The organism is Andreprevotia sp. IGB-42, from assembly GCF_009848685.1.
Lineage (GTDB): Bacteria > Pseudomonadota > Gammaproteobacteria > Burkholderiales > Chitinibacteraceae > Andreprevotia.
This window is the reverse complement of the sequence record NZ_WXTX01000001.1, coordinates 389,487-414,018: the sequence shown is the minus strand read 5'-3', so window position 1 is coordinate 414,018 and position 24,532 is coordinate 389,487. Positions and strand designations below refer to the sequence as shown.

The window sequence follows — 24,532 nt, the reverse complement described above, 5'->3', positions numbered from 1 at the left end:
GCTTGGGGCAAGGCACTCAGCGTGCATCGCTCACCTCGAACAGCACCGGGGCATCTTCGTCGTCATCTTCTTGCATCGTGCTCGTGTGGGCCGTGGCCTGCTGCTGGCGCAGGCAATGCAGGATGATGTCTGCCGGTGCGTGGCGCTGGTGATCGTGGTTGCGGATCAGCAGGGTATCGCCGGCGCTGAACACCGGGCGCATCTGCTGTCCCAGTTGCACGCGTTCATTCCGCAGTACGAAAAACAGCCCGCCGCGCCGCAGCCCGCGGCGGGTTATTTCCTTCGGGTCCAGCATGCGGCGATGCGCGCCGGATACGCGCCGGTCCAGCAATTCCTTGCTCAGCTCCACCGCGCAGATCACGCAGCCATCCAGCCAGTGCGACAGCGATTGCAGCGATTGCCCGTCGCGCGGCTTGAGTTCGATCACCAGTTCGTCGCCAGCAAAGCCGGGCAGGCGCAGCCCAAACCCGGCGTGCTGGCGCAATCTGGCAAAAGTCAGCGTGATGTACTGCGTATTGATCGATTCGATCTTGCGGCTGATGTAGCGGATCACCGTATCGAACTGCGCGTAGCATTCCTGATGATCGTAAGCATCGAGCATCGGCGGCAGCGGGTTGTCGCCGATCGGGGCAACTTGGCCGGCCACCTGCGCCAGCAGCGCATACATGTCCAGCGGGCGCGACCAGGCGGAGTCGGCCATGATGCTCAGCAAGGGCAAGCTCATTGCCAGATGGCGCACGACGATCAACTGGTCTGTGGCCAGTTCGGTGGCGGGCTCGCTTGCGGATACCTGGTCGGCACCGCTTTCCCGTGCCAGCTCGCGCAGCTTTTCCCACATGGTTTTCTTCAGCGCCACCACACGCTTTTGCAGGCTCGCCTCGCCCAGGAATGCAGCCGCGCCCATGCACAGCAGCGGCGGGTGGTATGGCGTGAGGCTATAGCGGTTATCGGCATCGCGCATCACCTCCAGCAGTGGACACCAGTCATGCAGCGCCGGCGGGGTGACGCCTGCATACAGTGTCAACCTGGGCACCAGGCGATCGACCGCGACCGCTTCCTGCGCCGCTTCGGCACTCTCGTCGGTGACATTGTCATCGCGGTAAGACAGGAAGCGCCGCTGCGGATTGCTGCGGGCCGCCGCCATGCTGCCGCGCTGGGGCAGGGTCAGCCAGATGCGCAGCGGCGTGCCGGTGGTGATCACGCTGGCGATATCCAGTGCCAGCGGCTGCGCGGGCTGGATCTGGCTGAAGTTGCCCGGGTACTGGATGACCGAGCCATCGGACAGGATGGCTTCCAGCGTGCCGATATATACCAGCCCGTGCTGCAGGCGCTCGGTATCGAGGCTCAGGCTGCGGATGCCCCAGCCGGAAGGGTCGAGGCTTTGCGCGGTGTAGTGCAGCCGTTGATGCCAGTAGATGTCGTTCTGCTGCAGATGCTGCGGCGATAGCAACAGCCCGTCCGACCATTGCAGGCTGTTTGGCAGGTATTCGTTCGGCATCGCGTTCTCCCTGACAGCCGCTACTGCGGCGGCCCATGTCTGGATGTTATTGGTTCGAATAGGCCACGCTGGCCGGTTGCAACTCGATCTGCACCTTGCGGAACAGCGTCAGGTCGGCAGCGGCCTGATTGCCCGATACGTACGCCACATAGCTGCGTACCTTCAGGGCCTTGCCATGCCGCGCCGGCATCACCACGTTCACCTGGCTGGCGGGAGGCACTTCCTGCGATGCCACATCGATGTTGCCGCCCAGCGTGTTCTGCAGCGCCAGGCGGTTGGCAAACCAGTCTGTTGCGGTATTGGGCAGCAAGGCCAGCGCGCTGTTGTCGTAGATGAACACTACGTCCACCGTGGCGGGCGTGTTCTGGTTGGCGTCGGGCAGGCTGTTGATCTGTACCGACTTGAGCGAAGTGGTTGGCGGGCCGAACAGCGCGGCGGTCAGGCCACAGCCGGGCAGGCTCAGTGCCAGGATGATGATCGGTGTGCACAGCAGGCGGGGCAGCAGGTGTTTCATGGCTTCAACCCAGCAGGATCACGCGGAACTGCGCCGGCGTGATCGACAGGCCCGGGGCATTCGGCACCTCGCCGTTCTGCAGCGTCAGCGTGGTGAGGCGCGTACCGAATATGCCGCCCATCAGCACCTTGAAGCTGCCCAGCACCTGACGATCCGGCCCCATGAACACGTTGGAAATGATGCCGCCCAGCACGCCGGGGAAATCGCCCCGGCTGATGGTGCCTTCGGTCAGCAGGTTCTCTGCCAGGCCGCCATCGATGATCACCTGGAATTGCGATGGAATATGGAAGAACGACAGCGCGATGTTCGGAAATGGCAGCGGAATCGGCCCGACCGGTGTCGGCACCTTGCAGACATCGGGAAAGGCAAAATTCATCACGCCGAGGTTGGTATTGGCGAACATCGTCAGCTACTCCTTTGCCGGCCCGCGGCTCGCAGCGGGTGGGTGTCTCGGGTGTGGTGCATCTGCAGGGCAAGCACGCAATGCATCTCGTTCATGGCAACGGTTCATCCCATCGAGATCCGTTCTGCATCCACCTTCACATCACTTTCCGCGGTAACGATCACCTGCTGGCCGTGCTGGCGCAGCAGCTGCTTCACTTCCAGCAGGTAATGCTCGGCCTGGCCGATAAAGTGGTGGGCGTTTTCCACCACCGAACCGTTGACGTTCTGGAACAGGTCTTGCGCGGTCAGGCGTATGGCACCGGCACCGGCGCTGATCTTCACGTCCTTGAGCGTCTGCAGCGAAATATCGCCGGTGCTGGCCAGATCGAGCGTGGCCTGCTGGATCTGCAGGCGGCTGGCGCCGGGGACGGACAGGGTGGCGTCTGCCAGTTGCGGGCGCGCCAGGATATGCACGATGTAGGCGTTGCCATCGCCGCAGCCGGCCACCAGCACGCGATCGCCGACGGCGGCCTCGATCACGCACGATACCGCTTGCGCTGCCATGCGCCCGTCTTCCAGCAGGTAGCGTCCTTCACCCAGCGCCACGGCCACGCTGGATTCATGCCAGGCGGGTACTGCCGGCGACTGGGTCTGGATCGACTGACGATAGGTATGCATCAACGGGGCTCCGGGGTGGTGCTGGCTGCGCGGCTGGGTTGCCGCGCGGCCAGCAGGAATGGATCGGTGCCACGCACCGTGCTCTGGCGCACATTGCGCAGCGACATCTGTTTGATGCACACATCGTTGAGGCTGGCGTGATCGAGCTGAGCGCGCTCGAAATCCACCTGTTGCCCGCGCGCATGGTCGAACTGCGCATAGCGCAGGTCGGCAGCAACGAATGACACCTGGTCGAGCTGGCTGTCGTGCCAGACGCTTTGCGACAGCGCCACGCCATCGAAGCGGCAAGCATGCAATTGCGCGCCTTTGAACAGCGCGCTTTCCAGCTGTGCACCGCGAAAATCCAGCTCGCTCAGCACTGCGTTGATGAACAGCGCACGCGGCGCGATCAGGCCGGCAACCTGCGTGCGTGCAAACTGCGCGCCCTGGCAGTTGGATTCGCTCAGGTCGGCGCCGCTCAGGTCGGCATCATCAAAGACAGCGTTTTGCAGCAGGCACTGCCACAACTGCACACCGGCCATGGCCTTGCCTGCGAAATTGGCCTGCATCAGCACCGCGCGCTCGGCACTGAAACCGTCGAGCCTGACGCCGCGCAAATCGGCAGCGGTGATGGCGGAGTGCGTGAGCGCGAGGTCCTGCCAGTGCGCGCCGTCCAGCGTGCAGCCTGTCAGCGTGCAGCGCTCCAGCGTGATCTGTTGCATGTGCATGCCGCCCATCGGGCAATTGGCAAATGCACACAGTGTGAGTTGGGCATCACGCCAGCGGCTGTCCTGCAACTGGCACGCCACCAGGCTGAGCAGATGCAGCGGGCCGGCAGGCAAGGTGGCGGCAGACAAGTCGCACTGGATGAAGCTGTTTTTTGCCAGCGTTGCATCACTCAGGTCCACGCCATGCAAAGTGCATTGGATGAACTTTGCGCCGGAAAAATTGGCGCCAGCCAGTTGCGCGTGCTGGAAGTCCACCTGCTTGAATACCGCATCCCTGAACGAGCGGCCACGCGCGTCGACGCCCGCCAGCGAGATGCGCTCGATCGGCTGCTGCAAGCGCAACGCCTTGTCGATGCCGGCCCAGTCGAAGGATGCACTCGTGGTCATCGGGCAATGCTCCGCGCGGGTTCAAGCAGGATGGCATCGAGTTGTGCACGGGTGAAATCCGCTTCGCTCAGGTCTGCCTGCACAAAGCTGGCATGGCGCAGGTCGGCACCGTTGCAGCGGGCCTGGTGCAGCAGTGCCTGGAAGAAATCGGCATGATCGGCAACGCAGTCGGCCAGTACGGTGGCCAGGAACAGGCTGCCGGCAAAGCAGCCATTGCTGAGCGTGGCGCCGGTCAGGTCGGTGTAGCTGAAATCGCAACGCTGCAGGTTGGCGCCACGCAGATCGGCCCCGGCCATGGCTGCCCCCTGCCAGTTGCTGCGTTCGCCGCGTGCGCCGCGCAATAGCGCACCGCGCCAGTCGGTCTTCGCGCCGTTGCCAACCGTGGCGATGAAGCTGGCGCCGGACCAGTCGCTGCCCGCCAGTTGCGCCTCCACCAGCATGGCGCGGTTCAGCACTGCGCCGCGGCAGTCCGCGCCGCTCAGGTTGGCGCGCAGCAGCACGGTCTTGTCCAGTCGGGCCTCCTGCCAGCTGCTATGTGGTGCAATGGCTTGCAGCAGCAGCGCGGCGGTGAGATCGCTCCCGTTCAGCATGGCGCCGCTGAGGTCGATGCCGGTGGCGCGCCAGCGGTCCAGCTTGCAACCGCCCAAGCGGGCGGCTGGCCAGCGGGCCTGGTCTGCCTGCGCACCGCTCAGCGTGGCGCCATCGAAGCGGATGGCCTGCCCGTGGCTCAGGTTGAGGTTGGCCCCGTCCAGCCGGGCACCGCTAAAGTCGGCGCCATCCAGTCTGGCGCCGGTGAGTACCGCGCGGCGCAGGTCGGCACCAGCAAAACACGTACCGCTCAGATCGGCGTAATCGAGCATGATCTCGCGTAAATCCGCACCACGGAAGTCCATGCCGGCCAGCCTGGCGCCAGCCACATCGCGGCCCGCCAGCAGGGCCCCGCCAGCGTGCCACAGCGCCAGTTGCTGGCCCAGCCAGGCGGCCACCACCTGATCGAGCGCCGCAGCTGCCTTGTTGCCTTCCGGCGCCATTTGCCGGGCTTGCCGCTGCAATGCCGGCAACTGGGCGGCTGCGCTATCAAGCCGTGCGGGCGAGACTGCCAGCGGCTGCAAGCCGGGCTGGCTGGGTTGATACTGTCTGGCCTGCGCCAGCACCTGTTGCAACTGTGCCGGCAACGCGGCCGGTACCGGCTGCAGATCACCAGCAGCCACGCTGGCCCGCGCCAGCGCCTGCTGTTGTTGTTCGCGTACCGTGGGGACGGGGGGTGGTGCCAGCTTGCCCAACTGCAGCCGGGCATCCGCCAGTTGCACGGCCGCCTGTTGCTGCAGCGTATTGCCTACTGCCCGCGCAGCGTCGATCAGCGCACCGACGTCGAAATCGCGTTCGCGTATCTGCAGCGGGTTGGGCAGTGGCAGCGGCGGTGCAGGGATGATCGGCGGCACGTATCCTGGCGGGGGCTGCAGCCCGCTGCTGGCCCAGAAATCGGCAGTGTGTTCGTCGAGCACTGCTTGCTGGCGGGCCGTTTCCGTTGCCTGGACCATGGCCTGCGCGCTAGCCCGTCGTGCCTGCTCGGCCGGCGAGTACTCGGCTGCCAGCTGGGATTCATTGAATGCATCATGACCGGCGGTGGCCGGGTTGGTACGCCGCGCCAGCGCCTGCTGGTAATGCGCAAGCGGCTTGGGGCTGCCGGCGCGCTCGTACGCCACCATCACGGTTTGCACATCCTGCGCCAGGCTGTCGCTGATGGCGGCTTCACCATGCCAGATCATCACGCCCAGCAACAGGTCGGGAAAGAACCAGACGGTATCGCATTGCAGCGGTACTTCCTCCGCCGCATCGCTGCCCCGGCGCTGAATGAAGGCGCGTGCTGCCAGTGCAGGCAGTTGGCCTTCGATCACCGGCTGTTGCGGGTGCATGCCGGTCAGCCGGTAGGGCTCGCCGCTGCCGACATCGCCCGGTAGCTGCTGGTCGGTTGGCGCCATCTGGAACAGCGAGCGATCAACACGGGCAGCCAGCCCCGGCAAGGGTGAAGTGGCCGTGAGCTGCTTTTCATCCGGGCGCGGCATGGCGCGCAGCAGCGTCATGCGGGGCGTCCAGCTGAGCGGTATCGCGCCAAAGCCTGCCGGTGCGTAACGCCGCCAGTGGCGGATGGCCGGCCGGCCGGGCAGTTCGATATTGGGCAAGACACCCGTGTTGCTGCCCCAGAACGCCGCAAAGGGGTTGCCGCTATAGCCCATGCCTGCCGGGTTGGCCTTCAGGCCGGGTCCGCCGAAAGCATGCGCATAATCGATCGGCATGCTGCTGAAAGGCGCTGGCGCACTGATGCGGTACCACGGCAGCAGCCCGTACGCCCACGTGCGCTTGCCGACGATGCGCAGGCTTTTCTGCAACTTGCCCAGCTGCATCGATACCGTCATGGTTTTGACAGGCTCGCCACCTGGGGCATGGGCGCTGCCGGCCAGCAGCACTTCCCCGGCTGGCTTGGGCATCACTTCATCGAGCATCTGGCCAGCGGGCAAGGCCTTGGCGACCAGCGGCCATTGCAGGTTGTCGATCAGGAACCTTTCGTTCTGCGTACCCAACCGGAAAAACCCCAGCGCGGAAACGACGAAGCGGTATTCATCGCCGATGCGGTAAGGGCGATGCAGCAAGCCCAGGCTGAGCGGTTTGATCGCTTTCATGCCCATGCTCCGGCAACGGTGCGCGCCCGCTCACCTGCCGGGCAACTGGCGTGGCGGTGCAAGGCCGGGAAAAGGGCGGCGACGTTGTTCATAGATAGATCTGCGCCAGTGCCACGATGGTGATGTTCACATCCGCCATTTCCACCACCGGCCGTTCCGCCTCTTCGGCAAGGCGGAAGCCGGGGCCGGCGATATCGATCACGTTGTTGTTGCCCACGATGCTGATACGGGTGGATGAGCCGCTGATGGAGGTATCCACGCCCACGCCGGTAATGGAGACCCGGTTGCTGGCGCCGGTGATCGACATATCGTTGGTGGCGCCAGTCATGCTCTGGCTGGTAGAGGCACCCAGCAGCGTGTTGCTGACTTGGGCACCCGTCATGCTGGTGTTTTCCGCGGTGCCGGTGGTGTTGTCCGATTTGGTATTGCCGCTGGTTTTGTTGATGCTGGTCGAATTGCCGTTGACCGTATTGGTGGAAACCACGTCTGCATTATTGGTGTTGGTGTTGGTCACCTTGCCGTCGTTGACGGTGGTGTTGGTGGTGGCGCCGCTGGTATAGCTGTCGTTGCTGACCGCGCCATTATTGGTGGTCTTGCCGTAGCTATCGCCGTACAGCGTGGTGATGTTGGCTTGCACGGCAGCGGCGGCCTGCGGGTAGCTGCCGGGTTGCTGGCTGGCGGGATCGTAACGGCCGATCACCGATTCGTTGTAACTGACGCCGACCGCGCTGAAGCTGCGATTGAACGCCGCCCAGCTGAAATTGCGTGAAGAACCATAGGAATACGCCTGGTTCAGCAAGCCTTCCTGCCTGGTGTCCGAGGTGGAAAAACTGTAGCTGGCGCCCTGGGAATAACTGGCATCGCGGAACTGCCCGGTTGTGTAGGCATTGCTGACGATGTCGATGGCGGTCTGCAATTGCGGCGTGGAGCTGCGGCCGAAACGGATGCTCTTGCTGTCGCCATAATTGGTGGAATAGCTGCTACCAACCCGGGTATCCGCGGTCCAGCCGGACGGGGTCACCACCATATTGCCGTTGGCATGCACGATGTTCTGTATTTCCGGCAGTTCCGATTCATCCTGTGCGCGTGCCACGATCACGGTCACGCCCAGTTCCGGCACGGTCTGCATGCTGGAAGACAGCTTTATCCACACGGGAGCAGATTGCGGATCGGCGGTGGAAAACCGCACGTATACGCCCTTGGCCTGCAGGGTATCGGGCTGGGCCAGCGTATCGACCAGTGCGCTGCTTTCCGGATCGAAGTTGTCCGGCGCGTAGTAGCGCCAGTCGCTCGGATTGTTGGCGCTGGCGTGCGCCACCACCTGCGCCAGTACGGTGCCTTGCTGGGTATTTTCGATGGAAAACGGCGTAATCAGCCCGGCGGCTTCGGCCGCCTGGAAATCGTTGTTGTAGCCGCCATCTGCACTGGCTTCATGCTTTACTTCGGTCAGCACGAAGGGCTGACCATCCAGCATGGGTTGCATCGGGGCGGGCAGGGTATCGGCACCGCTGAGTGCAAACTGCGCGCCCACGCGGAAGAATGCACAGTGGCTGCTGCCAGACAGGCTGCTGGCCGACGTCTGCAATGACAGCCCGGTCAACGCCACCGCATCCGCAACTTCCTGATGGCTGCAGCCGTATTGATAGATCCGGTACTGGTTGAACGGCAAGGTGCCGGGCGTGCCGCTACCTGCGGCGTAACTGTGGAATACCGGTATCGGGTCCACATCCCATGCTTCTTCCTGGCGGGTGAAAGTGCTCAGTACATTGCTGCTGGTGAGCGATTGCTGATAGGTGTATTTGGTGACGGTATCGGCTTCCACCAGGCCCAGTTCGTCTTCGCCGGTATGCGTGTAGCGCAGTGTCCGGCCATCGGCATACACCGGCACGTAGTCAGGCTGGTTGGCAAAGACCACCTTGTGACCGGTAGCGCTGTGGGTGATGTAGAAATAAATCGATGCCTTGCCCAGCAAGCGCTGCAACAGCGAAAAATCGCTCTCGCCGGCTTGCAGCCAGTCCTGCACGCGGCTGATCGCCTGGTTGCCACCCTGCGCGCCGCTGCTGATACCTTCGACCGAATAATCGATCTGGTGCTTTTTCATCAGCTTGCCGATCAGGTCGCTGATGTTGATCTGCGGATAGACCTGATAGGCATTGGTCAGCGTCAACCGGTACAGCGCGGGCTTCATGCTGATGCGGTAAACGCCCGGAATATCGCTGGAGAACGAGGTGACGATGCCGTTGAACAGCGCCAGGCCATCCACAGCCTTGCCGCCGCGAACCGCACTCCGGAAACGATCTGCCATGGCAGCCGACGTCTGGTCGCACGGGTACTGGATGCCCACCGTGACGCTGCTACCGATGACATCGGCAAATTGCAGCGCAATGCCGTTGGGTGCAGCGGTACTGGCGCCATGCAGCTCCAGCGTGTATTCGAACGGGCTGGATACGCTTTCCTGGCCTGAAAAACTGATCAGGCGGAAGGTTTCATCACTGATGATGCGCCGGCCCGGCAAGAACAGCGCGACATGCAGAAACAGCACCGGCAGGCCGATCTGCTCGACTGCGGTGCGCCCGAGGAATGTGCTGGGCAGGTTCATTGCAGCACCTCCGCGCTGGCGGGCGCTGCCGCAACATTCCGGTGCAACGGTGCACGCACGTCAGCCCCTGTCACCGTGGCGTTCATGCTGGCAGCTCCCCGGCAAAGGCAGGCAGCAGGTAACTGGTTTCGCGCTCGCTACCCGGATCGTCCGGCCTGGCACCAGCCAGCCACGCGGTCTGTCCCAGCCGCAAGCCGATATAGGCGTCGCTGCGCTTTGCCGTAGCGCTCAGCCGCGAGGGCGGGCAGGTATCACCGCGTACCTGCAGGCGCACGTGGATATCCACCCGGCGGTCGAGCAACAGGTTGAGCATGGCGGCCAGGCCATTGAATGGCGTGCGTGCGTCCGGGTCGGTTTGCGCCGAATCGGGCAACAGGCTGCAATAGCGCGGGTAATCCAGTTCTGCAACGTGGATGCGGATACCTGCATGGTCATCCCAGGCGCGGCTTCCCAGCAGTGCGCTATGGCCCAGTGCATGGTTACGCTTTCCCAACCGCTGTTTCTCGCTATTTTCGATCCGGAACCAGCCACCCACCCACTGCTCGATGCGCACCGGCACGCCCAGGTAGTGCTGCAGCGCGCGCGTCAGCGTTGCCGAGCTGTAGCGTGCGATGGTGAGCATGCCAGCCAATGCCAGCCAGGTGCGGCGCGGCATGGGAATCTGCGCTTGCAGATGCGGCGAGTGCAGGCCGGCCAGCGCGGCCAGATAGTCCGCTTGCGGTGACTGCGCGGGCGGCAGGCGGTTCAGCGCAATGTCCTGCGCGGTCTTGATCTCGTGGCGCAGGACATTGAAGCGATGGTTGAACAGATCCAGGAAGCGCGCGCCAGCAGGCCTGCCCATGCGTTGCTGTTCGCGCAGCCATTCGGTAAACGTATCGGGCAGCGGGCCCAGCTCGCCGCCCACGCAATAGTTGGGTGTACTCACGCGCCAGCGCTCGGGTGTGTGCCCTTGCGTGGGGTCCGGCTGCAGCGTGGTGATTTCCACGCCCGGAAACGCGGGGGACCAATCGGCATGGAAGCGCACCTTGCCGGCGCCCGGCGCAGCGTTCTGCCAGTTCAGCAGGCGCACCAGCTGAAAGGCATTGAAGCGCATGAAATGATTGCGCATCAGCAGGTCGAGCTGCGGTGCGCCGGGCTGGCCGGCTGCGCCGCCGCTCATACCAGGTGTTGCGAGCCGGACAGCGGAGGCCATGCTTTTACATCCTCTTTGATTTCAGTAGTGCGCAGTACCAGCTCGACCGTCATGTTCACCGGGCAATACAGCGTGAAGAAACGGTGCAGCACTTCGCCGAACAGCACGGCACTGCTGTCGACGAACTGGCTGTGATCGACGGTGAGCGTGATGCGGATACCGGAGCGGAAACCACGCCATGCGTCGTCATTGCGATGATGGCGCACGCGCTCGCACTGCAGGTCCACCAGGCCATCGATCTGCCGCTGCGCCTGCGTGTTCTTCGCCGGCACGTGCACGCGCAGGATGTCCTGCAACGCGGCCAGCGCCTGCGGGCCATCGCTGAGCGACAGGTGGTTGAGCGCCAGTTGCGCCGCCAGCGCCCAAGGCTGCTCACCGATGATGTGCGGCGACTGGTGGGCGGTGGGCTTGCTGATGATGCGCGTGCCTGCCAGCGGGGCGGCGCCTTCGATCCACAGCGGGTCGTTCATGCGTAGCTGTTCTGCCAGCCAGCGATTGGTGCAGACTGCGGTGCCGCCAACCACCTCGTCGACGGTCTGCTCCAGGCTGAACGCTTCGTCGAGGAAGGACACATAGGTTTCGGTGCCGTTGACGGACCCGCTTGGATCTTCGGCAAGACGCGAGATATAGAAGAAATCGCCGGCTTCGCCGCCGCCATCCATCGAGAAGTACGGGGCAATGTCGCGCGCCGCGCCGCCGGGGCGGGTGGCGGTAAGGCTGGTAATGCAATACACCTCGCAATAGCGGTGGAAGCGGGCATCGCCCTGCAGCCGGTATTCGTACTGGGTATGGTCGAGCTGGAATGGCTCGAGGCGCTGCGGAAACAGGTTCACCAGCGGCACGCAGTTGAGCAGCAGGCTGTCGGCGCGGATACCCAGCGTCTTGTCTACCTGGATGGTGCTGAAAAACAGCAGGTCGAAGCTGTCCTGCGCGGTATCCAGCGGCAACTGGTGCAGGTCGAAAAAGAAAAACTTCTCCGGAAAGGCAAAATACTCCTGCAGCAAACGCATGCCCGGGTGCGTGTTCTGGTTCACCTCCAGTAGCGCTTCGTCATCCTCGAACCCCGCCCAGCTGAAGCTGCCAACCGGCAGGCGCTGTGTGGCAGCGCTGTTGCCATCGGGGCAGATGGCGATGGTATTGGCGCCGGTTTCGTAGCTGTTCAGCGCAAACCATTCATACAGGCGGAAGGCGTCGTTGCGATCTGATTTGATATGGATGCGCAGGCGATTGCAGTTGAGTGTCTTGAGGCTTTCGGCAGCGCTGCGCTGCACGCGCACGCGCAGTATGGATGCGGTGTTGTCACCGCATACGCCCAGCGGCAGGTCTTCGCGGCCCAGCAACTGGATCTGGCTGATATGCAGCGGCAGCAGCTGCGTATCGCACGAGGTGCGGAAGCGGCATTTGTATTGCTCATGCAGGTCGTTGCGCGCCATTGCGCCGAACATGCGTTCGCGTTTGAGCAGGTTCTCGCGGGTGAAGTTGGCGCCGTCTGGCTTGATCTCCAACTGCGCGATCAGCATCGACGGAATGGGCAGCGACAGGTGAGGATAGATGAATGCATTCAGGAAATTGGGTACTGCTGCCAGGCCGGTTTCTACCTGGTAGCGCAGCCGACCGGCCAGCCAGGCAAAGGATTGCAACAGCAGCTCCACCTGCGGATCGCCGGATGCGCCGCGCCCCAGGCTCAGTGCATGGCCGGCAGCCGGGTTCAGCCGGCCGAATTCGCTGGCATCGTCGCGCAATGATTGCAACTCGCGGACAAAGAAATCCTTGAGCGAGACATCAGTGACATTCATGCTGCTGCGCCATCTTGCTGAACGGTAAAGGTGAACGGATGCAGGTTGCGGGCGATGCGCACGTCACCGCTGATCAACAGCTCCTTGCCCAGCCATTCGCTGGCGCCGGGCACCACGCGCACGCGCGGGTTTTCCAGCCGTGGTTCGGTATTGCGGATCATGTTTTCCAGCCGCTGTGCATAGCTGGCAAGCTCGTCGCCGTTGTACTTCGCCAGCTCCACCACACTGGGCATGCCGAACGCATACAGCAGCGTGGCGTCATCCTTGGCGCGCGGCCGGTTGGCGACGATGCGCTCGATCTGCGCCACGATCAGCGCCTCGATATTGCCCAAGGCTTCTTCTTCATCCCCCTGCATGGCAAGGGGGCGCAGCCCTTGCGGACTGCTGGCCAGGCGTTCCAGCAGAAAATGCATGACGATTCCCCTGTATGGTCTGTGCGGGCCTGCCCGATGCCGGGAGCGGCCTGTGCAATGCCCCCTCCCGTACCCGGGAGAGGGCGGGCGATGATCAATCGGTAAACTGCCCGATCGGGCGGTTGCGTGCCACGCTCCAGCCGGCAGAGAGGTTGCCTGCAGTGCCGGTATCGGCCAGCTGGACGGTGTAGGTCCACACCACCTCGGTGAAGCTGAGCTTGAATTGCTCGGTGGGCATGTCGTTGGGGTGCGACTGGAACTGCACCTCGCTGATGATGGCGTCGCGCAACGCGATGGTCATGATGTTGGCGGTCTTGTCGCCCGAGTTGCGCGCGATGTAGATCTTGGTGGGGTTGCCCTTGTCCTTGCCCAGCGGCTCGGCACGCAGGCAATACTCGTAAAACTTCACCGAGGTCTTGTCGACGTACTTCACGCAGGTGAATTCGGTGATCACCGGCCGGCCGGATGTACGCGCGGAGTTGCTGACGTCGGTGGTGACCTGCTGCTTCATGCCGTGGTGGATGGACACCAGCTCGATACATTGCCCGAGGTTGAGAACGCTATCGCGCCAGGTGTTGTCGATCAGGCTGCCGCCATTGGTCCAGCTGTTTGCGCCGCCGAAGATTTCCGGGTTACCCGGTTGTAACAGGATCAGATCCATGATGCTTCCTTGTATTGGATAGGGATGCTGGAGCAAGCCTGCCGGCTGCGCCGCATGATCGTTTCAGCGGCGCAGCAAGCTGGCGGGTCCACAAGCGATACGCGTTATACCTTCGGCAAATCCGCCACCAGACGGATCGAGGCGCGCAGGTCCTCGAGCTGGAAGTGGGGCTTGATGAACAGCGTGGCGTTATAGGAGCCGATCTCGCCCGGTACCTCGGTCACGATCACTTCGGCGGCACGCAACGGGTAGTTCGCCTTCACGTCCTGGCTGGCGTTGTCGTCGAGCAGAACGTACTGGGCGATCCAGGTGTTGATGTACGACTCGATGTTGCCGCGCGTGAGGAAGCTGCCGATCTTCTTGCGCATCATCACCTTGATGTAATGCGCGAAGCGCGAGGCGGCGAGCATGTACGGCAACATGGCCGAGGTCTGCGCATTGGCGTTGGCCGAATCGCTCACGTAGCGCTTGGGCAGGTTGACGGTCTGGCCGCCGAAAAACACCGCGTGCGAGGTGTTCTTGCAATGGCACAGTGCAACGAATCCCAGATCGTTCAGCTCTTTCTCGCGCCGGTCGGTGATCGATACCTCGGTCGGGCATAGTGCTACCGGTGCGCCCAGCTCGGACGGATAGATGTACAGCGGCAAGCCATCGACCAGGCCACCGCCTTCCTCGCCGCGGATCGCTGCCGTCCAGCGATACAGTGCAAAGGCATTGGTGATGCGGCCGGTAAGCGCATAAGCCGCATTGCCCCACAGGAATTTCTTGTTGGTGGGCCGGATGGCCGTCTGCGGCTCGCCCGGATTATTGATGGTGGCGTCCAGTGGCGTGCTGGTGCTGTCGGTGATGTCTTCAACGAACTTGAAGCCTTTCACGTCGGCCAGCCGGTAGTCGTAGGGCTGGCGCAGCAGCATGTGCGGCAACACCAGCGTGACGTAGCGCGAATCTTCGGTATCGCGGAAGGCGTTCCAGTTGGACCAACTGATGCCTTCGAAGATTTGCGACAGATCACGCGGGTTGGCCAGCTTGCTGAAATCGCTCAGGCCGAACAACTGCGGCGATGCGGCGGAAATCAACGGCGCGTGTGCGGCGGCTGCAACCTGGGTCAGCTTGCTCAGCAGATCGATATCGGCGTCACCGCTGCCGAATTCGTAATCGCCCATCAGCAGGCTGTACGGGAAGCCACCGTAGGTGCCGTATTCCGCTTCGTAAATCATCTTGAACAGCTTGCTCTGGTCGAACTCCACCGCTTGATCCAGATCGTCGATCAGGTCTTGCTTGGTGGCGTTGAACACGCGCAGCTTGAGCATCCGGCCGGTTTCGGACGTGGATACCAGCCCCTGCAGGCCACGCCAGGTGGCTTCGATCGCCTGGAAATTCGGGCTGTGCAGGATGGCGGAAACCTGGGTGCTGAGTGCGGCGTCGATAGCCGCCACGCGCTGGTCGATCAGTTGCGTGGCCCGCAGCGACACAGCGCCATTGGCCGGTTGCGCCAGCACCTGCTGGCTGAAGTAGCCCAGCAGGGTGCTCGCTGCGGCTACCTGCTGCACAAAGGCCGTCTGATCGGTGCCGCTGGCGGGCGGTGCGCCGGTCAACTGGCCGAGCAACTGCGCAGAGATGGTGCCGGAAGTCGGCAGGCTGCCGGTATCGGTGGAGGGGGTGACGCGGGTGATGAGCGTGGCGGTGACCGCAGCTTGGCCGGTAAGCACCTCGTTCACCGCGCCGGAGCCGGCTGCCGTCAGCGTGCCGTTGGCAGTGCCGTGCAGTGTGATGTTGCCGCTGCCATTGACGATGCCGGAACCTGATACGGTACCGGTGAGCTTGCCATTGGCAGTGCCGGAAACGGTAAAGCTGACAGTGCCGTTGACGTTGACCACGCCAGTACCCGAAACCGCAAAGCTGCCAGTCACCGGAACGCTGACCTGGCCCGAGGCCCGCACCGCGGCGGAAACGGTGGCGTTGCCCTTTTTGCTGCTGGCTGTGCTGCCCCAGGCCGATGCCTGCGTACCCAACGTGTCTTTCAGACCGGCCTGCGGCAATTGGGCGGTGACGGATTTGCGTAATGTCGCCGTGTTGTTGAACAGCACGACGGCATCCAGCAGTTGCGCCAGATCTTCATCCGCATCTGCCTTGGACTGCAGTTCGCGGATGCTGGCGCGTGCCTTGGCGTATTCGCTGAGCTTGGGGATGTTGGCGACCACGTTGCCGGGCAGGAAATCATCGAAACTGGTGAACGGCAGCGTGCCCGAAAGGGTTTCTTCCGGAGGCAAACCGCTGGCGGCCGGTGAAACGCTCAAGGCGGTATGCAGCACATCGATGGTATTCGGGACATTGCTGAGCGCAACGCTGGCCGACGAGTTGCTCAGCACCGTATTGAAGCTGTCGCGGTCGATTTCCACCATATCGCGGTTCTTGTACGCGGCCAGCGGGCGCAGCGCTGCGCCCGGGCTGCTGACGCCCGCAGTGATGCTGCTGGTGCTGGGCGGGACAGCGGTCCCGATGGGGGTATCGCCCGACAAGTTGGCGAAAATACCGACGATGAACGGGATTTCGACTTGCTGGATTGCGCCCCCCGTTTCCACGTCATAGGTGATCTTGACCCTGGGTGGGCGTACCCGGGTCAGCTTCTGTTGAACCTTGTCGTCGTTCGTCAAATTCATCTATTCATCGCTCCATGACCAGAATGGGGGCCTGCGCGATTTGCGCACGTCACCGCCACACATCTCACGCGGAACCACTTTCCAGGCAGCACGGGATGCTGTGGATCGGGCTAGCCACTCACTGACTCCACGTTGCAGTGCGGCCTGGGCCAAAAGGTGGAGTCATCGGGATAACCTCTAATCAATATTCATGCCAGCGTGATATTTGATTTCAATTAATTGATTTTTATAGGTATTTTTAAATTATGTATGGACGGAAGGACGTGATCGCTGCGTATGAAGGGTGGAGTTTTTTTCCCGGCAGGGTCGGATTTGACCCGGAATGGGAGCGGGCCAACGCGGATTTCAAGGCAGGTGAGCAAAAGGCACGCAAGCAGAACAAAGGGCGCTGAGGTTGGGGGATGTGCGGCAGGCGGAAAGGCAGAAAGGCAGAAAGGCAGAAAGGCAGAAAGGCAGAAAGGCAGAAAGGCAGAAAGGCAGAAAGGCTAGAAAGGCGGAAGGCTAGAAAGGCAGAATCCGCTAGCGGCTCCGCTTGGCGCGCCACAGCTCGCGGCCGCCGATCTGCACGCGTTCCATGAGGTCGGCAGCTTCCAGCTGTTCCAGCGCGGCAAGGGTGACCGCCGGTTGCTCTGGCGATTGCGGCCAGTCTATCCACCATAGATGGATGCCCTCTATGGTATCCGCAGCATCGGGGCGGCTGGCGATATAGCGCTGGATCAGTGCGGCGGTATGGGTAACGAGTTGTTTTTCCATGCAGTAGGTCTGGGATTGCCGGATGTATCGGAGCTGTCAGGCCAGCCATGTCATCTGAATATGGCCAACTTTCTGCATGTACGCTATCGCTGTTTCGCCCAATGGCGCTGTAGGCGATCAGCTCGATTTGTCATGGCTCAGCCGGTGCTTGCGCACCAGCTTGCCGAAGGCGCTGCGATCTTGCCCGGCCATTTGCGCCGCATGGGTGAGGTTGCCGTTCGCACGCTCCAGCAGCTCGCGCACGTAATTCTGCTCGAAACGCGCAATGGCCTCTGCCTTGGCCACTTTCAGCGCCACCGGTAATCCGCTGCCGGGGGCGACAGGTACAACTTCAGGTATCCCATGCTGTGGCGGCCCGAGACGCACGTATTCATCATCGGACATCAAAAACTCGCGATGCAGCATGTTTTCCAGTTCACGCACGTTGCCCGGCCAGGGGTGGCTGGCAATGAATTGCATGGCATCGGGGTGCAGCTGTTTGTCCGGCATCCGGTATTGATGGCGCAAACGGTCGAGGAACACATGGGCAAGCTCTGCCGCATCCTGGCCACGCTGGCGCAGCGGAGGGATATGCAGGGTGAGGATATTGAGCCGGTACAGCAAATCGCGGCGGAAGGTGCGCGATTCGAGCAGCGTTTCCATCTTCACGTTGCTGGCGACGATGATGCGGACATCGGCATGACGCTGCACACTGGCGCCAACGCGCCGGTAGCTGCCATCCTGCAGGAAGCGCAGCAGCGCTGACTGCGCCTTGGGCCCGAGCGAATCGATTTCATCCAGGAACAGCGTGCCGCCTTCGGCCTCGGCAATCAGGCCGCGATAGGGCGCCTTGGCATCGGTGAAGGCGCCGCGCTCGTGGCCGAACAGCTCGCTTTCGATCAGGGTTTCCGGTAGCGCGCCACAGTTGACCGGCACAAACGGTTTCTCATGTCGTTGGCCCAGATAGTGGATGGCACGCACGGCAAGCTCCTTGCCGGTGCCTGTTTCCCCCATCACGAACGCCGAAACGTCAACCTTGGCGATCTTCTGAATCTGCTTGAGCACTTGCAGGAAAGAATGCGAGGAACCGATCAGGTTCAGTTGGGAAAACTTGTCCATTCGCTTACCTACCGATGACACATTTTTACGTTGATTATCATGGGCTGACGTGGGGCCGACGTCAGCATGATCCGACTCAATGAGGATAGTTTACAGTTTTCAGAAGTCCACCCGACTTTTGTAAATAAAAAACGCTTTATAAACAACGCCATTGTTGTGCCGTTCCGTAAAGATGCACAGGTCGTTAGCGGGAATGGCGCGGTTAGCTGACAGAGTCACGCAGAAGTTTCATGGTCTGGTTTTGTCCGGTATTCGATATTAGTATGCATGCCATGTGGATACGGGCAGGCCCAATTGACCGCTCCGGTTTGGTGGCCGGGGCGCTCGGGCTGACGAGAGGGTCGTTGTCTTGATGAAATTCGGCTTGATCTTGCTGGTGCTGGTGTTTGGCGCATCGATGCTCGTGCTTGGCGTTGCCATGCCTGCATCGGCCAAAACCGGGCTGGCAGGCTACCTTGCGCAGCTGACCGGGCAGGCGAAGATGGCCGCATCCGTTGTTGCCGTTGCTTCGGGCGCTGCAGCCAGCAAAGGGGCAGGCGCCGGTAAAGCTGCCAGCGCCAGCGCGTCAGCGCCTGCCCGGCCCGCAGCCAAAGCTATTGCGGCCTCGGCCATCCTGTTGCCGCCAGATTTGCCCGCAAAGGGGCAGTATGCATTGCAGGTGGGACGGTTTGCGGATGCAGCCAGCGCCGAGCAGGCTGCAGCATTACTGGCGCCATTGCATGTGGCCTGGCGCGTCATCATGGTGGTCGACCAATGGGATGGGCAGAGTGCCATTCTGGCGGTGGGGCCATATGGCAGCGTCGGTGAAGCCCGTGCGGCGCAACCGTTGCTCGACACGCTACTGCATGGTACTACGGCGTTGCCGGTGATCCTGCTGCCTGCCGCGCCAGCCTGAGTGATTGCCGGGTGCTAGCCGAAACGCCCCTTGTAGCGGCTTTCCTTCAGCCAGCCCGCTTCGCTGTAGTTGTCGACAAAACAGATATTGAGATCGGCCATGCCCGGGCTGGTGAAGTAAACCCATGCGCTGGCCATCTGCCTGTCACGGGTAATGAACCAGAGCGCGTCGCCATGTGCGAGCCCCTGGCTGGCAACACGATGCACCAGCAAGTCAGCCCTGCCGCGCTCAGGCACGATGGCAACGCGCAAATGCGCTTCGCCGGGGGTCGCAGACTGGTAAATCCGGGCCATGTGCTGGGCTTCCTGTGCTGTGGGGCTGGGCTGGGCAAGAAAATGCAGCGCGGAACGCCCGCAGATGCACGATACTCACCCGGTGAATGTAACTGCTGCAGGCCCTAGCTGCGATGAACCCGCTCGAATTGTTGCGCTACCTTGGTACCACTGTCGCTATCAGGCAGGTTCCCGGTGAAGATAAGCCGGTACTGGCCAGATCGTACCCGGAAGACGAGGGCCCCGAGGATCGTCGTGCCCGGGTATGCCGCGACTGGGGCCATGCATCGCCCCCGCAGCGGCTGCAGACGGTGGAAACCATCAACGAAGCGCTGCCGGTGCGGGAACAGACCATCTTGTCATACGCGTTGCCTGCAGAGGCCGCAGCGCAGCTGCAAACGCCGGCGCGCTACGGGGTGGATGACGGCAATCCATCCGGGTGATCGCAGGGCGATGCAACGCTGTTTGCCGCCGCTCATGATGCCTGCCGGCCCCCGGGACTACCCGAACCGTTTCAGGCGGCGTGCAGGGTTGCTGGTGGCTCCCAGGCCAATCAACGGACTGCGGCAGCAATCGGTTTTTCCAACCGGGCAATTTGCCTGTCGTGCCAGCATGCTAGTCCCACCGTGCCCAGCGTTGCGCCAATCAGTGCCATGAACATGTCCGATTGCGTGTCCCACGGATCGCCCTGTGTGCCGAGAAATTCATCCGCACCCTGGCCCAGCGCCAGTGCAGACCACCATTCAACCAGTTCGTAGCAGGCGCTGATTGCCATGGCCACGCAGACGCATAGAAAGCCGGCCATCGCCCGGCTGCTCAGGTAACCACGGCGCAACAGGATTTCGCGTGCGGCCAGCGCAGGCACCAGGCCCTGCATGAAATGGCCGATCTTGTCGTACGGGTTGCGTGACAGATCGAACACATGCTGGATCCAGAATCCCAGCGGCACGCGGGCATAGGTATCCATACCACCAAAAATCAGTACCACCGCATGCAGTGCAATCAGGCTGTACAACAAGGGTGTCAGCGGAAAACCGCGATAGGTGTATGCGAGTATGGGCGTGGCAATCAGGACTGGTGTAACTTCCAGCAACCATGTCAGCCTGTCATAGGCATTGATTCCTGAATAGATGAGCAGGGCGGCAAGCAATATGCATATCGATGCAGCGATGATTCTGGGCACAGGGCATCCTGAAATTTTGAAATTCAACCGTGTTTTTACAGGAGAAACGGCATGCCGTGCCTGATTCAGCGTGTGCTGATTACCATTTTTTGCGCGGGAAGCCTCTCCGCCGCGTTCTCGCAGGTGGATTTGCCGCAATTGCCCAATCTGGTGGGTGCTGCGGTGGGCGTGACCACCGAGTGCAGCGGCTGCAAGGATACGATGGTGGGCGTTGTGCCGGGCGTGCGTTACGTCACCGAGTCAGGCCGATTGATCGAATGGTATGGCCCGTATGCGCAATACAATTTCGGCGGCCTTCAGGGTTTGCAATGGGGCCCTGCCGTCAACCTCAAGCTGGGCCGCAGCGATCTGAGCGATTCCGTGCTCAATGCCTTGCCCGAGATCGACACCACCATCGAATTCGGCGGTTATGTCGGCTATCAGTACATCAACGCGGGCGAGGTGCCGTATACATGGCGGGTGGGTGCCAACGTCTTGACCAATGCCGGCTCGGTCTATGATGGCGCGCGGCTCAATGTGTCCACTACTGGCTGGCTGCCCCTGTCGCGGCGCTTCCTGATCGGGGCCGGGACGGGGTTCAGCTGGGCCAGCCGCGATTTCATGAATACCTATTACGGTATCGATGCCGCAGGCGCCAAGGCCAGCGGCCTGCCGGGTTTTGCTGCCAGCGGCGGTGCACACCAGGTGATCGGCTGGCTGGGTGCCATTTACCAGCTGCATCCCAACTGGTATGCCGGCGCCGGCGTATTCGACCAATACCTGATGGGGTCGGCAGCCAACACGCCCATCGTCACGCAGCGCGGCACGCGCAACCAGCTTACCTATGGGGTAGGGCTGGGCTACGTGTGGTCGCCGTAAGTCTGGCACTCTGCTGCTGTGATAAACAAACAGCCCGGTTATGACCGGGCTGTTTGCATCCAATGGGTGGCTGGAAAGTCGAGCTGGACTCTAGCGCCAGATCATTTCACATTGAACGCACGTATGCGTGCCGTACGGTAATTTGGATCGCCGCTGCCTACTGAGTAAAGCACACCGTTGGCTGAAAGCGCCAGGTCGCCAGTGGCCATGGGGTTAACAAAAGCCCATGCTTTCTGGTGTGTGGTCAGGTCAACGGCGTAGATACCATCACGCGTATTCAGGAATGCCAGATTGCGTGTGACCAATATATCACTCGGAGCCGGGCAACCAACCTCGTTATAAACCTTCGGGAACGGCCAGCTCCAGTCCAGCCCACCATCATTGAGACGGCGCGCCTCCAAGCGGTCAGATGCCAGAATATAGACATGATCGTCGCTGACCGTAGGTTTGCCACAGAAAGTACCGTTAACCGACCAAATTTTGCCCTTGCCTTCCTCAAACCGATCCAGACGAGCTATGTTTGGTGGGGTTCCATCGCTACCGCTTACACCGCCCCTGTTGTAATTGCTGACAACGTACACACCCTCATCCGGGCCAACCACTGCACCACCGTAAATGACGGAGGGGTTGGTGTTTATGACGTTATCTCCGATGGTTTGACGGATTGTGCCGCTGGCTTTATCAATTATGCGTAGATCGGTATGGTCTACATACCAGGAATAAATGTAGATACCTTTGTTACCGATCACAATGTGGCGCTTGGCTGCTGCTGATATCCAGCTGGTGCGCCATAGCTCACCGGAAACGGCTCTGGCTCTCAGTGTTACCGGGTAATCTGGCTGGGTAAGCACGCTTTGCGATATGGGGGCAAAGTCATAGAAAACCCCTTTTTCCACATTCAGCGTTTCGTAAATCGGCTCGGTGGCGGTGCCGCTCCATGCGGAAGATAAAGGCGTGTTCTTGATGATGCCTGTGGTTGAGTCTTGTTGCCAATAAGAGGACAAGCCCTTGAAGTAGATGTTGCCGCTTTCGATGGTTGGAGAGCTGACTTCAGGCAGTACATTGCTTGCAGATAGCCCCACACCAGTGAAGGGATTTTTCCATGCTTGCTGTCCATCGCCTTCGTTAAGTGCAATCTGTGAAAGTCCGTACATCGAATTGTCGGTAATGATGACTTTGTCGCCACCGATAGCGATGCGGCTCCAATGCGCGAATGTATCCTGACCACGCCATTCCCAGCGGGGCGAAAATTGCTGAGGGTCAAGCGTGACAGGAACAAATGGATTACGTGCCTGGTTATAGCGCTCGGTCCCCCAATCTGCAACGCCGGCCCAGCTGCTTAATTGCGGTTGCCGCCAAGCGCTGCTTACATTGAAAGGCAAATAGGAAGGCGAGCCTGGATATTCATTCTTGCAATCGTAATCTCTGCACAGTTGCACTTTGATTTTGCCACTGCGCGTGCCTGTTGGCAGGTTAGCGATGGTGACCAGCGTTGCTGTTATATTGCGATTGTTTACGCGAACGCTGATGTTGGGTTTGAAGGTGCCAGTGGGCTCCGTGACCTTCACATATACATCGCCGTCGATAGCGCCGGAGGCAGTTGCCGATACAGTTACTTCTTTGCTGTTCTCAGGCCCAGCAAAAGGGATATCAACATCCAGTGTGGGCGGGGAAAAGATCAACGCATTGCCGTTTGAAGTAGCGCCACCAGACGCACCATTGCTTCCACCTCCACCACCGCAGGCTGTCAGGGTAAATGCCATTGCTAGTAATGAAATTCGTACAGCAGCCAGAGCCCTCATTTCTGTTATCCCATTAGGTTTACTTGGTTAATTTCCGCTGGCTTTTTATCATTTTGATGACGAAACTTGCAAGTTTTTCCTTGGCATTCTTTTCGCTGATGCCGAGGGGCCTGAAGTGCAGGCATGTTCAAAGTCGTTCTCTAAAGAGGGGACAACATGGAGCAATATCGTTGAGGATGAGGCTTGGCGGGTGCCGCATCCCATTTCTCTTCCATGAATATTTGGGACGCTGTGGGCAGGCATGTCATCTGACATGCTGCCTGTGAAGGAAGAGAGCGCTGGCACCGGGGCGCCAGACAGATTGATGTTGGTTTGCTGGCGTTCTCTATTAGCCGGTAGAACAGCGGGTAAGCGAGTGGATTATCAGGCAATCAGCCGTTCCAGCACGCCCAGGTAAACCTGTGCCAGCTTGGGCACATCTTCCACTGCCACGCACTCGTTGAGCTTGTGGATGGTCTTGTTGATCGGCCCGAACTCCACCACCTGTGCGCAATGCTTGGCGATGAAGCGCCCGTCGGAGGTGCCGCCGGTGGTGTTCAATTGTGGTTCACTACCGGTCACATCTTTCACCGCAGCCTTGATCGCCTGGGTGAGTTCGCCTTCGCCAGTCAGGAATGGTTCGCCCGACAGCGACCAGTTGATCTCATATTCAAAGCCATGCGCATCCAGCAGTGCGTGCACCTTGGCCTTCAGCGTGTCCGCGGTGTTTTCGGTGCTGAAGCGGAAGTTGAACAGCACTTCCACCGTGCCCGGAATCACATTGGTGGCGCCGGTGCCGCCATGGATGTTCGATACCTGCCAAGTGGTGGGCGGGAAGTAGGCATTGCCCTTGTCCCACTCGGTGTTTGCCAGCTCGGCCAGGGCAGGCGCCAGCAGGTGAATCGGGTTTTTCGCCAGATGCGGATAGGCAATATGGCCCTGCACGCCGTGTACCGACAGATGGCCGGACAGCGAACCACGACGACCGTTCTTGATGGTATCGCCGAATACCTCGGCGCTGGTGGGCTCACCCACGATGCAGTAATCGATGGCTTCGCCACGCGCTTTCAGCGCCTCGACTACTTTTACCGTGCCGTCATGCGCCGGGCCTTCTTCATCCGAGGTGATCAGGAACGCAATCGAGCCCTTGGGCTGCGGATGCCTCGCGACGAATGCCTCGCAGGCAGTCACGAAGGCTGCCAGCGATGCCTTCATGTCCGCTGCGCCGCGACCAAACAGGTGGCCGTCGCGCAGGTCAGGCTTGAACGGATCGGAATGCCAGCGGTCCAGCGGGCCGGTGGGCACCACGTCGGTATGGCCGGCAAACATCAGCACCGGGCCGCTGTCTCCCAGCCGCGCCCACAGGTTGTCCACGTCGCCAAAGCGCATCGGCTCGATCTTGAAGCCCAGCTTGGCCAGCCTGGCCGCCATGATCTGCTGGCAGTTGGCGTCATCCGGTGTCACGGATGCCTGTTTCAGCAACTGGATGGTCAGCGCCAGCGTGGGGTCGTCGTTCAGTTCA

At 61.4% G+C, this 24,532-nt stretch carries 21 protein-coding genes; 3 read left to right on the top strand and 18 right to left on the bottom strand.

The features are described 5' to 3' along the window. Positions 1 to 16: 16 nt before the first annotated feature. The 14 genes from tssK to IGB42_RS01820 form a co-directional block, all read right to left on the bottom strand. Entirely contained in the window at positions 17 to 1,498 is a 1,482-nt protein-coding gene (gene tssK / locus IGB42_RS01885; protein ID WP_159665814.1) for a type VI secretion system baseplate subunit TssK, read from the bottom strand. A 46-nt stretch (positions 1,499 to 1,544) separates the two neighbouring features. Further along, the gene (locus tag IGB42_RS01880) at positions 1,545 to 2,012 is read right to left on the bottom strand and encodes a hypothetical protein (protein WP_159665798.1); all 468 of its coding nucleotides are present in this window, start codon (positions 2,010 to 2,012) and stop codon (positions 1,545 to 1,547) included. Positions 2,013 to 2,016: 4 nt separating this feature from the next. Continuing rightward, positions 2,017 to 2,415 (bottom strand): DUF4150 domain-containing protein, encoded by a 399-nt coding sequence (locus tag IGB42_RS01875; RefSeq protein WP_159665775.1) that lies wholly within the window; start codon positions 2,413 to 2,415, stop codon positions 2,017 to 2,019. 104 nt (positions 2,416 to 2,519) lie between these two features. After that, on the bottom strand, positions 2,520 to 3,074 hold the full coding sequence (locus tag IGB42_RS01870; protein WP_159665772.1) for a DUF3540 domain-containing protein: 555 nt from the start codon (positions 3,072 to 3,074) through the stop codon (positions 2,520 to 2,522). After that, entirely contained in the window at positions 3,074 to 4,168 is a 1,095-nt protein-coding gene (locus tag IGB42_RS01865; RefSeq protein ID WP_159665769.1) for a pentapeptide repeat-containing protein, read from the bottom strand. Before IGB42_RS01865 ends, IGB42_RS01870 begins: the two co-directional genes overlap by 1 nt. Then, positions 4,165 to 6,849: a DUF2169 domain-containing protein gene (locus IGB42_RS01860; protein ID WP_159665766.1), complete on the bottom strand. Its 2,685-nt coding sequence runs from the start codon at positions 6,847 to 6,849 to the stop codon at positions 4,165 to 4,167. The genes IGB42_RS01865 and IGB42_RS01860 overlap by 4 nt, the downstream gene beginning before the upstream one ends. 88 nt (positions 6,850 to 6,937) lie before the next feature. Further along, positions 6,938 to 9,448 carry a phage late control D family protein gene (locus IGB42_RS01855; RefSeq protein WP_159665763.1) on the bottom strand — a complete coding sequence of 837 codons (2,511 nt, stop codon included), beginning with the start codon at positions 9,446 to 9,448 and terminating at the stop codon, positions 6,938 to 6,940. A gap of 82 nt (positions 9,449 to 9,530) precedes the next feature. After that, on the bottom strand, positions 9,531 to 10,607 hold the full coding sequence (gene tssG / locus IGB42_RS01850; RefSeq protein WP_159665760.1) for a type VI secretion system baseplate subunit TssG: 1,077 nt from the start codon (positions 10,605 to 10,607) through the stop codon (positions 9,531 to 9,533). Next, the gene (tssF, locus tag IGB42_RS01845) at positions 10,604 to 12,436 is read right to left on the bottom strand and encodes a type VI secretion system baseplate subunit TssF (protein ID WP_159665757.1); all 1,833 of its coding nucleotides are present in this window, start codon (positions 12,434 to 12,436) and stop codon (positions 10,604 to 10,606) included. Before tssF ends, tssG begins: the two co-directional genes overlap by 4 nt. Further along, a complete protein-coding gene (locus IGB42_RS01840; protein WP_159665754.1) occupies positions 12,433 to 12,849 on the bottom strand; it encodes a hypothetical protein in 417 nt (138 codons plus the stop codon). Before IGB42_RS01840 ends, tssF begins: the two co-directional genes overlap by 4 nt. Before the next feature lie 94 nt (positions 12,850 to 12,943). After that, positions 12,944 to 13,510, bottom strand: a complete 567-nt coding sequence (locus tag IGB42_RS01835; protein ID WP_159665751.1) for a type VI secretion system tube protein Hcp — start codon at positions 13,508 to 13,510, stop codon at positions 12,944 to 12,946. A 104-nt stretch (positions 13,511 to 13,614) separates the two neighbouring features. Continuing rightward, a complete protein-coding gene (gene tssC, locus IGB42_RS01830; RefSeq protein ID WP_159665748.1) occupies positions 13,615 to 16,170 on the bottom strand; it encodes a type VI secretion system contractile sheath large subunit in 2,556 nt (851 codons plus the stop codon). Between the two features lie 519 nt (positions 16,171 to 16,689). Next, a complete protein-coding gene (locus tag IGB42_RS01825; RefSeq protein ID WP_159665745.1) occupies positions 16,690 to 16,923 on the bottom strand; it encodes a hypothetical protein in 234 nt (77 codons plus the stop codon). 117 nt (positions 16,924 to 17,040) lie between these two features. Further along, positions 17,041 to 18,021 carry a sigma 54-interacting transcriptional regulator gene (locus tag IGB42_RS01820; protein ID WP_159665742.1) on the bottom strand — a complete coding sequence of 327 codons (981 nt, stop codon included), beginning with the start codon at positions 18,019 to 18,021 and terminating at the stop codon, positions 17,041 to 17,043. Positions 18,022 to 18,373: 352 nt separating this feature from the next. Here IGB42_RS01820 and IGB42_RS01815 point away from each other — a divergent pair, with 352 nt between their 5' ends. Further along, entirely contained in the window at positions 18,374 to 18,916 is a 543-nt protein-coding gene (locus IGB42_RS01815; RefSeq protein ID WP_159665739.1) for an SPOR domain-containing protein, read from the top strand. 14 nt (positions 18,917 to 18,930) lie between these two features. Here IGB42_RS01815 and IGB42_RS01810 read toward each other — a convergent pair whose 3' ends face one another. Next, positions 18,931 to 19,209: a DUF6150 family protein gene (locus IGB42_RS01810; protein ID WP_159665736.1), complete on the bottom strand. Its 279-nt coding sequence runs from the start codon at positions 19,207 to 19,209 to the stop codon at positions 18,931 to 18,933. A 113-nt stretch (positions 19,210 to 19,322) separates the two neighbouring features. Here IGB42_RS01810 and IGB42_RS01805 point away from each other — a divergent pair, with 113 nt between their 5' ends. Then, positions 19,323 to 19,631 carry a hypothetical protein gene (locus tag IGB42_RS01805; protein WP_159665733.1) on the top strand — a complete coding sequence of 103 codons (309 nt, stop codon included), beginning with the start codon at positions 19,323 to 19,325 and terminating at the stop codon, positions 19,629 to 19,631. A 110-nt stretch (positions 19,632 to 19,741) separates the two neighbouring features. Here the strand turns inward: IGB42_RS01805 and IGB42_RS01800 are convergent, their stop codons facing one another. Further along, positions 19,742 to 20,281, bottom strand: coding sequence for a DUF2238 domain-containing protein (locus IGB42_RS01800; RefSeq protein WP_236822461.1), 540 nt, complete (start codon positions 20,279 to 20,281; stop codon positions 19,742 to 19,744). A 141-nt stretch (positions 20,282 to 20,422) separates the two neighbouring features. Between IGB42_RS01800 and IGB42_RS01795 the strand changes: the two genes are divergently transcribed. After that, positions 20,423 to 21,229: a MipA/OmpV family protein gene (locus IGB42_RS01795; protein ID WP_159665728.1), complete on the top strand. Its 807-nt coding sequence runs from the start codon at positions 20,423 to 20,425 to the stop codon at positions 21,227 to 21,229. A 101-nt stretch (positions 21,230 to 21,330) separates the two neighbouring features. On the opposite strand, the gene IGB42_RS01790 is transcribed toward IGB42_RS01795, so the two are convergent. Next, entirely contained in the window at positions 21,331 to 23,031 is a 1,701-nt protein-coding gene (locus IGB42_RS01790) for a hypothetical protein (protein ID WP_159665726.1), read from the bottom strand. 363 nt (positions 23,032 to 23,394) lie between these two features. Further along, on the bottom strand, positions 23,395 to 24,528 hold the full coding sequence (gene dapE / locus IGB42_RS01785) for a succinyl-diaminopimelate desuccinylase (protein ID WP_201799800.1): 1,134 nt from the start codon (positions 24,526 to 24,528) through the stop codon (positions 23,395 to 23,397). Positions 24,529 to 24,532: the final 4 nt, after the last annotated feature.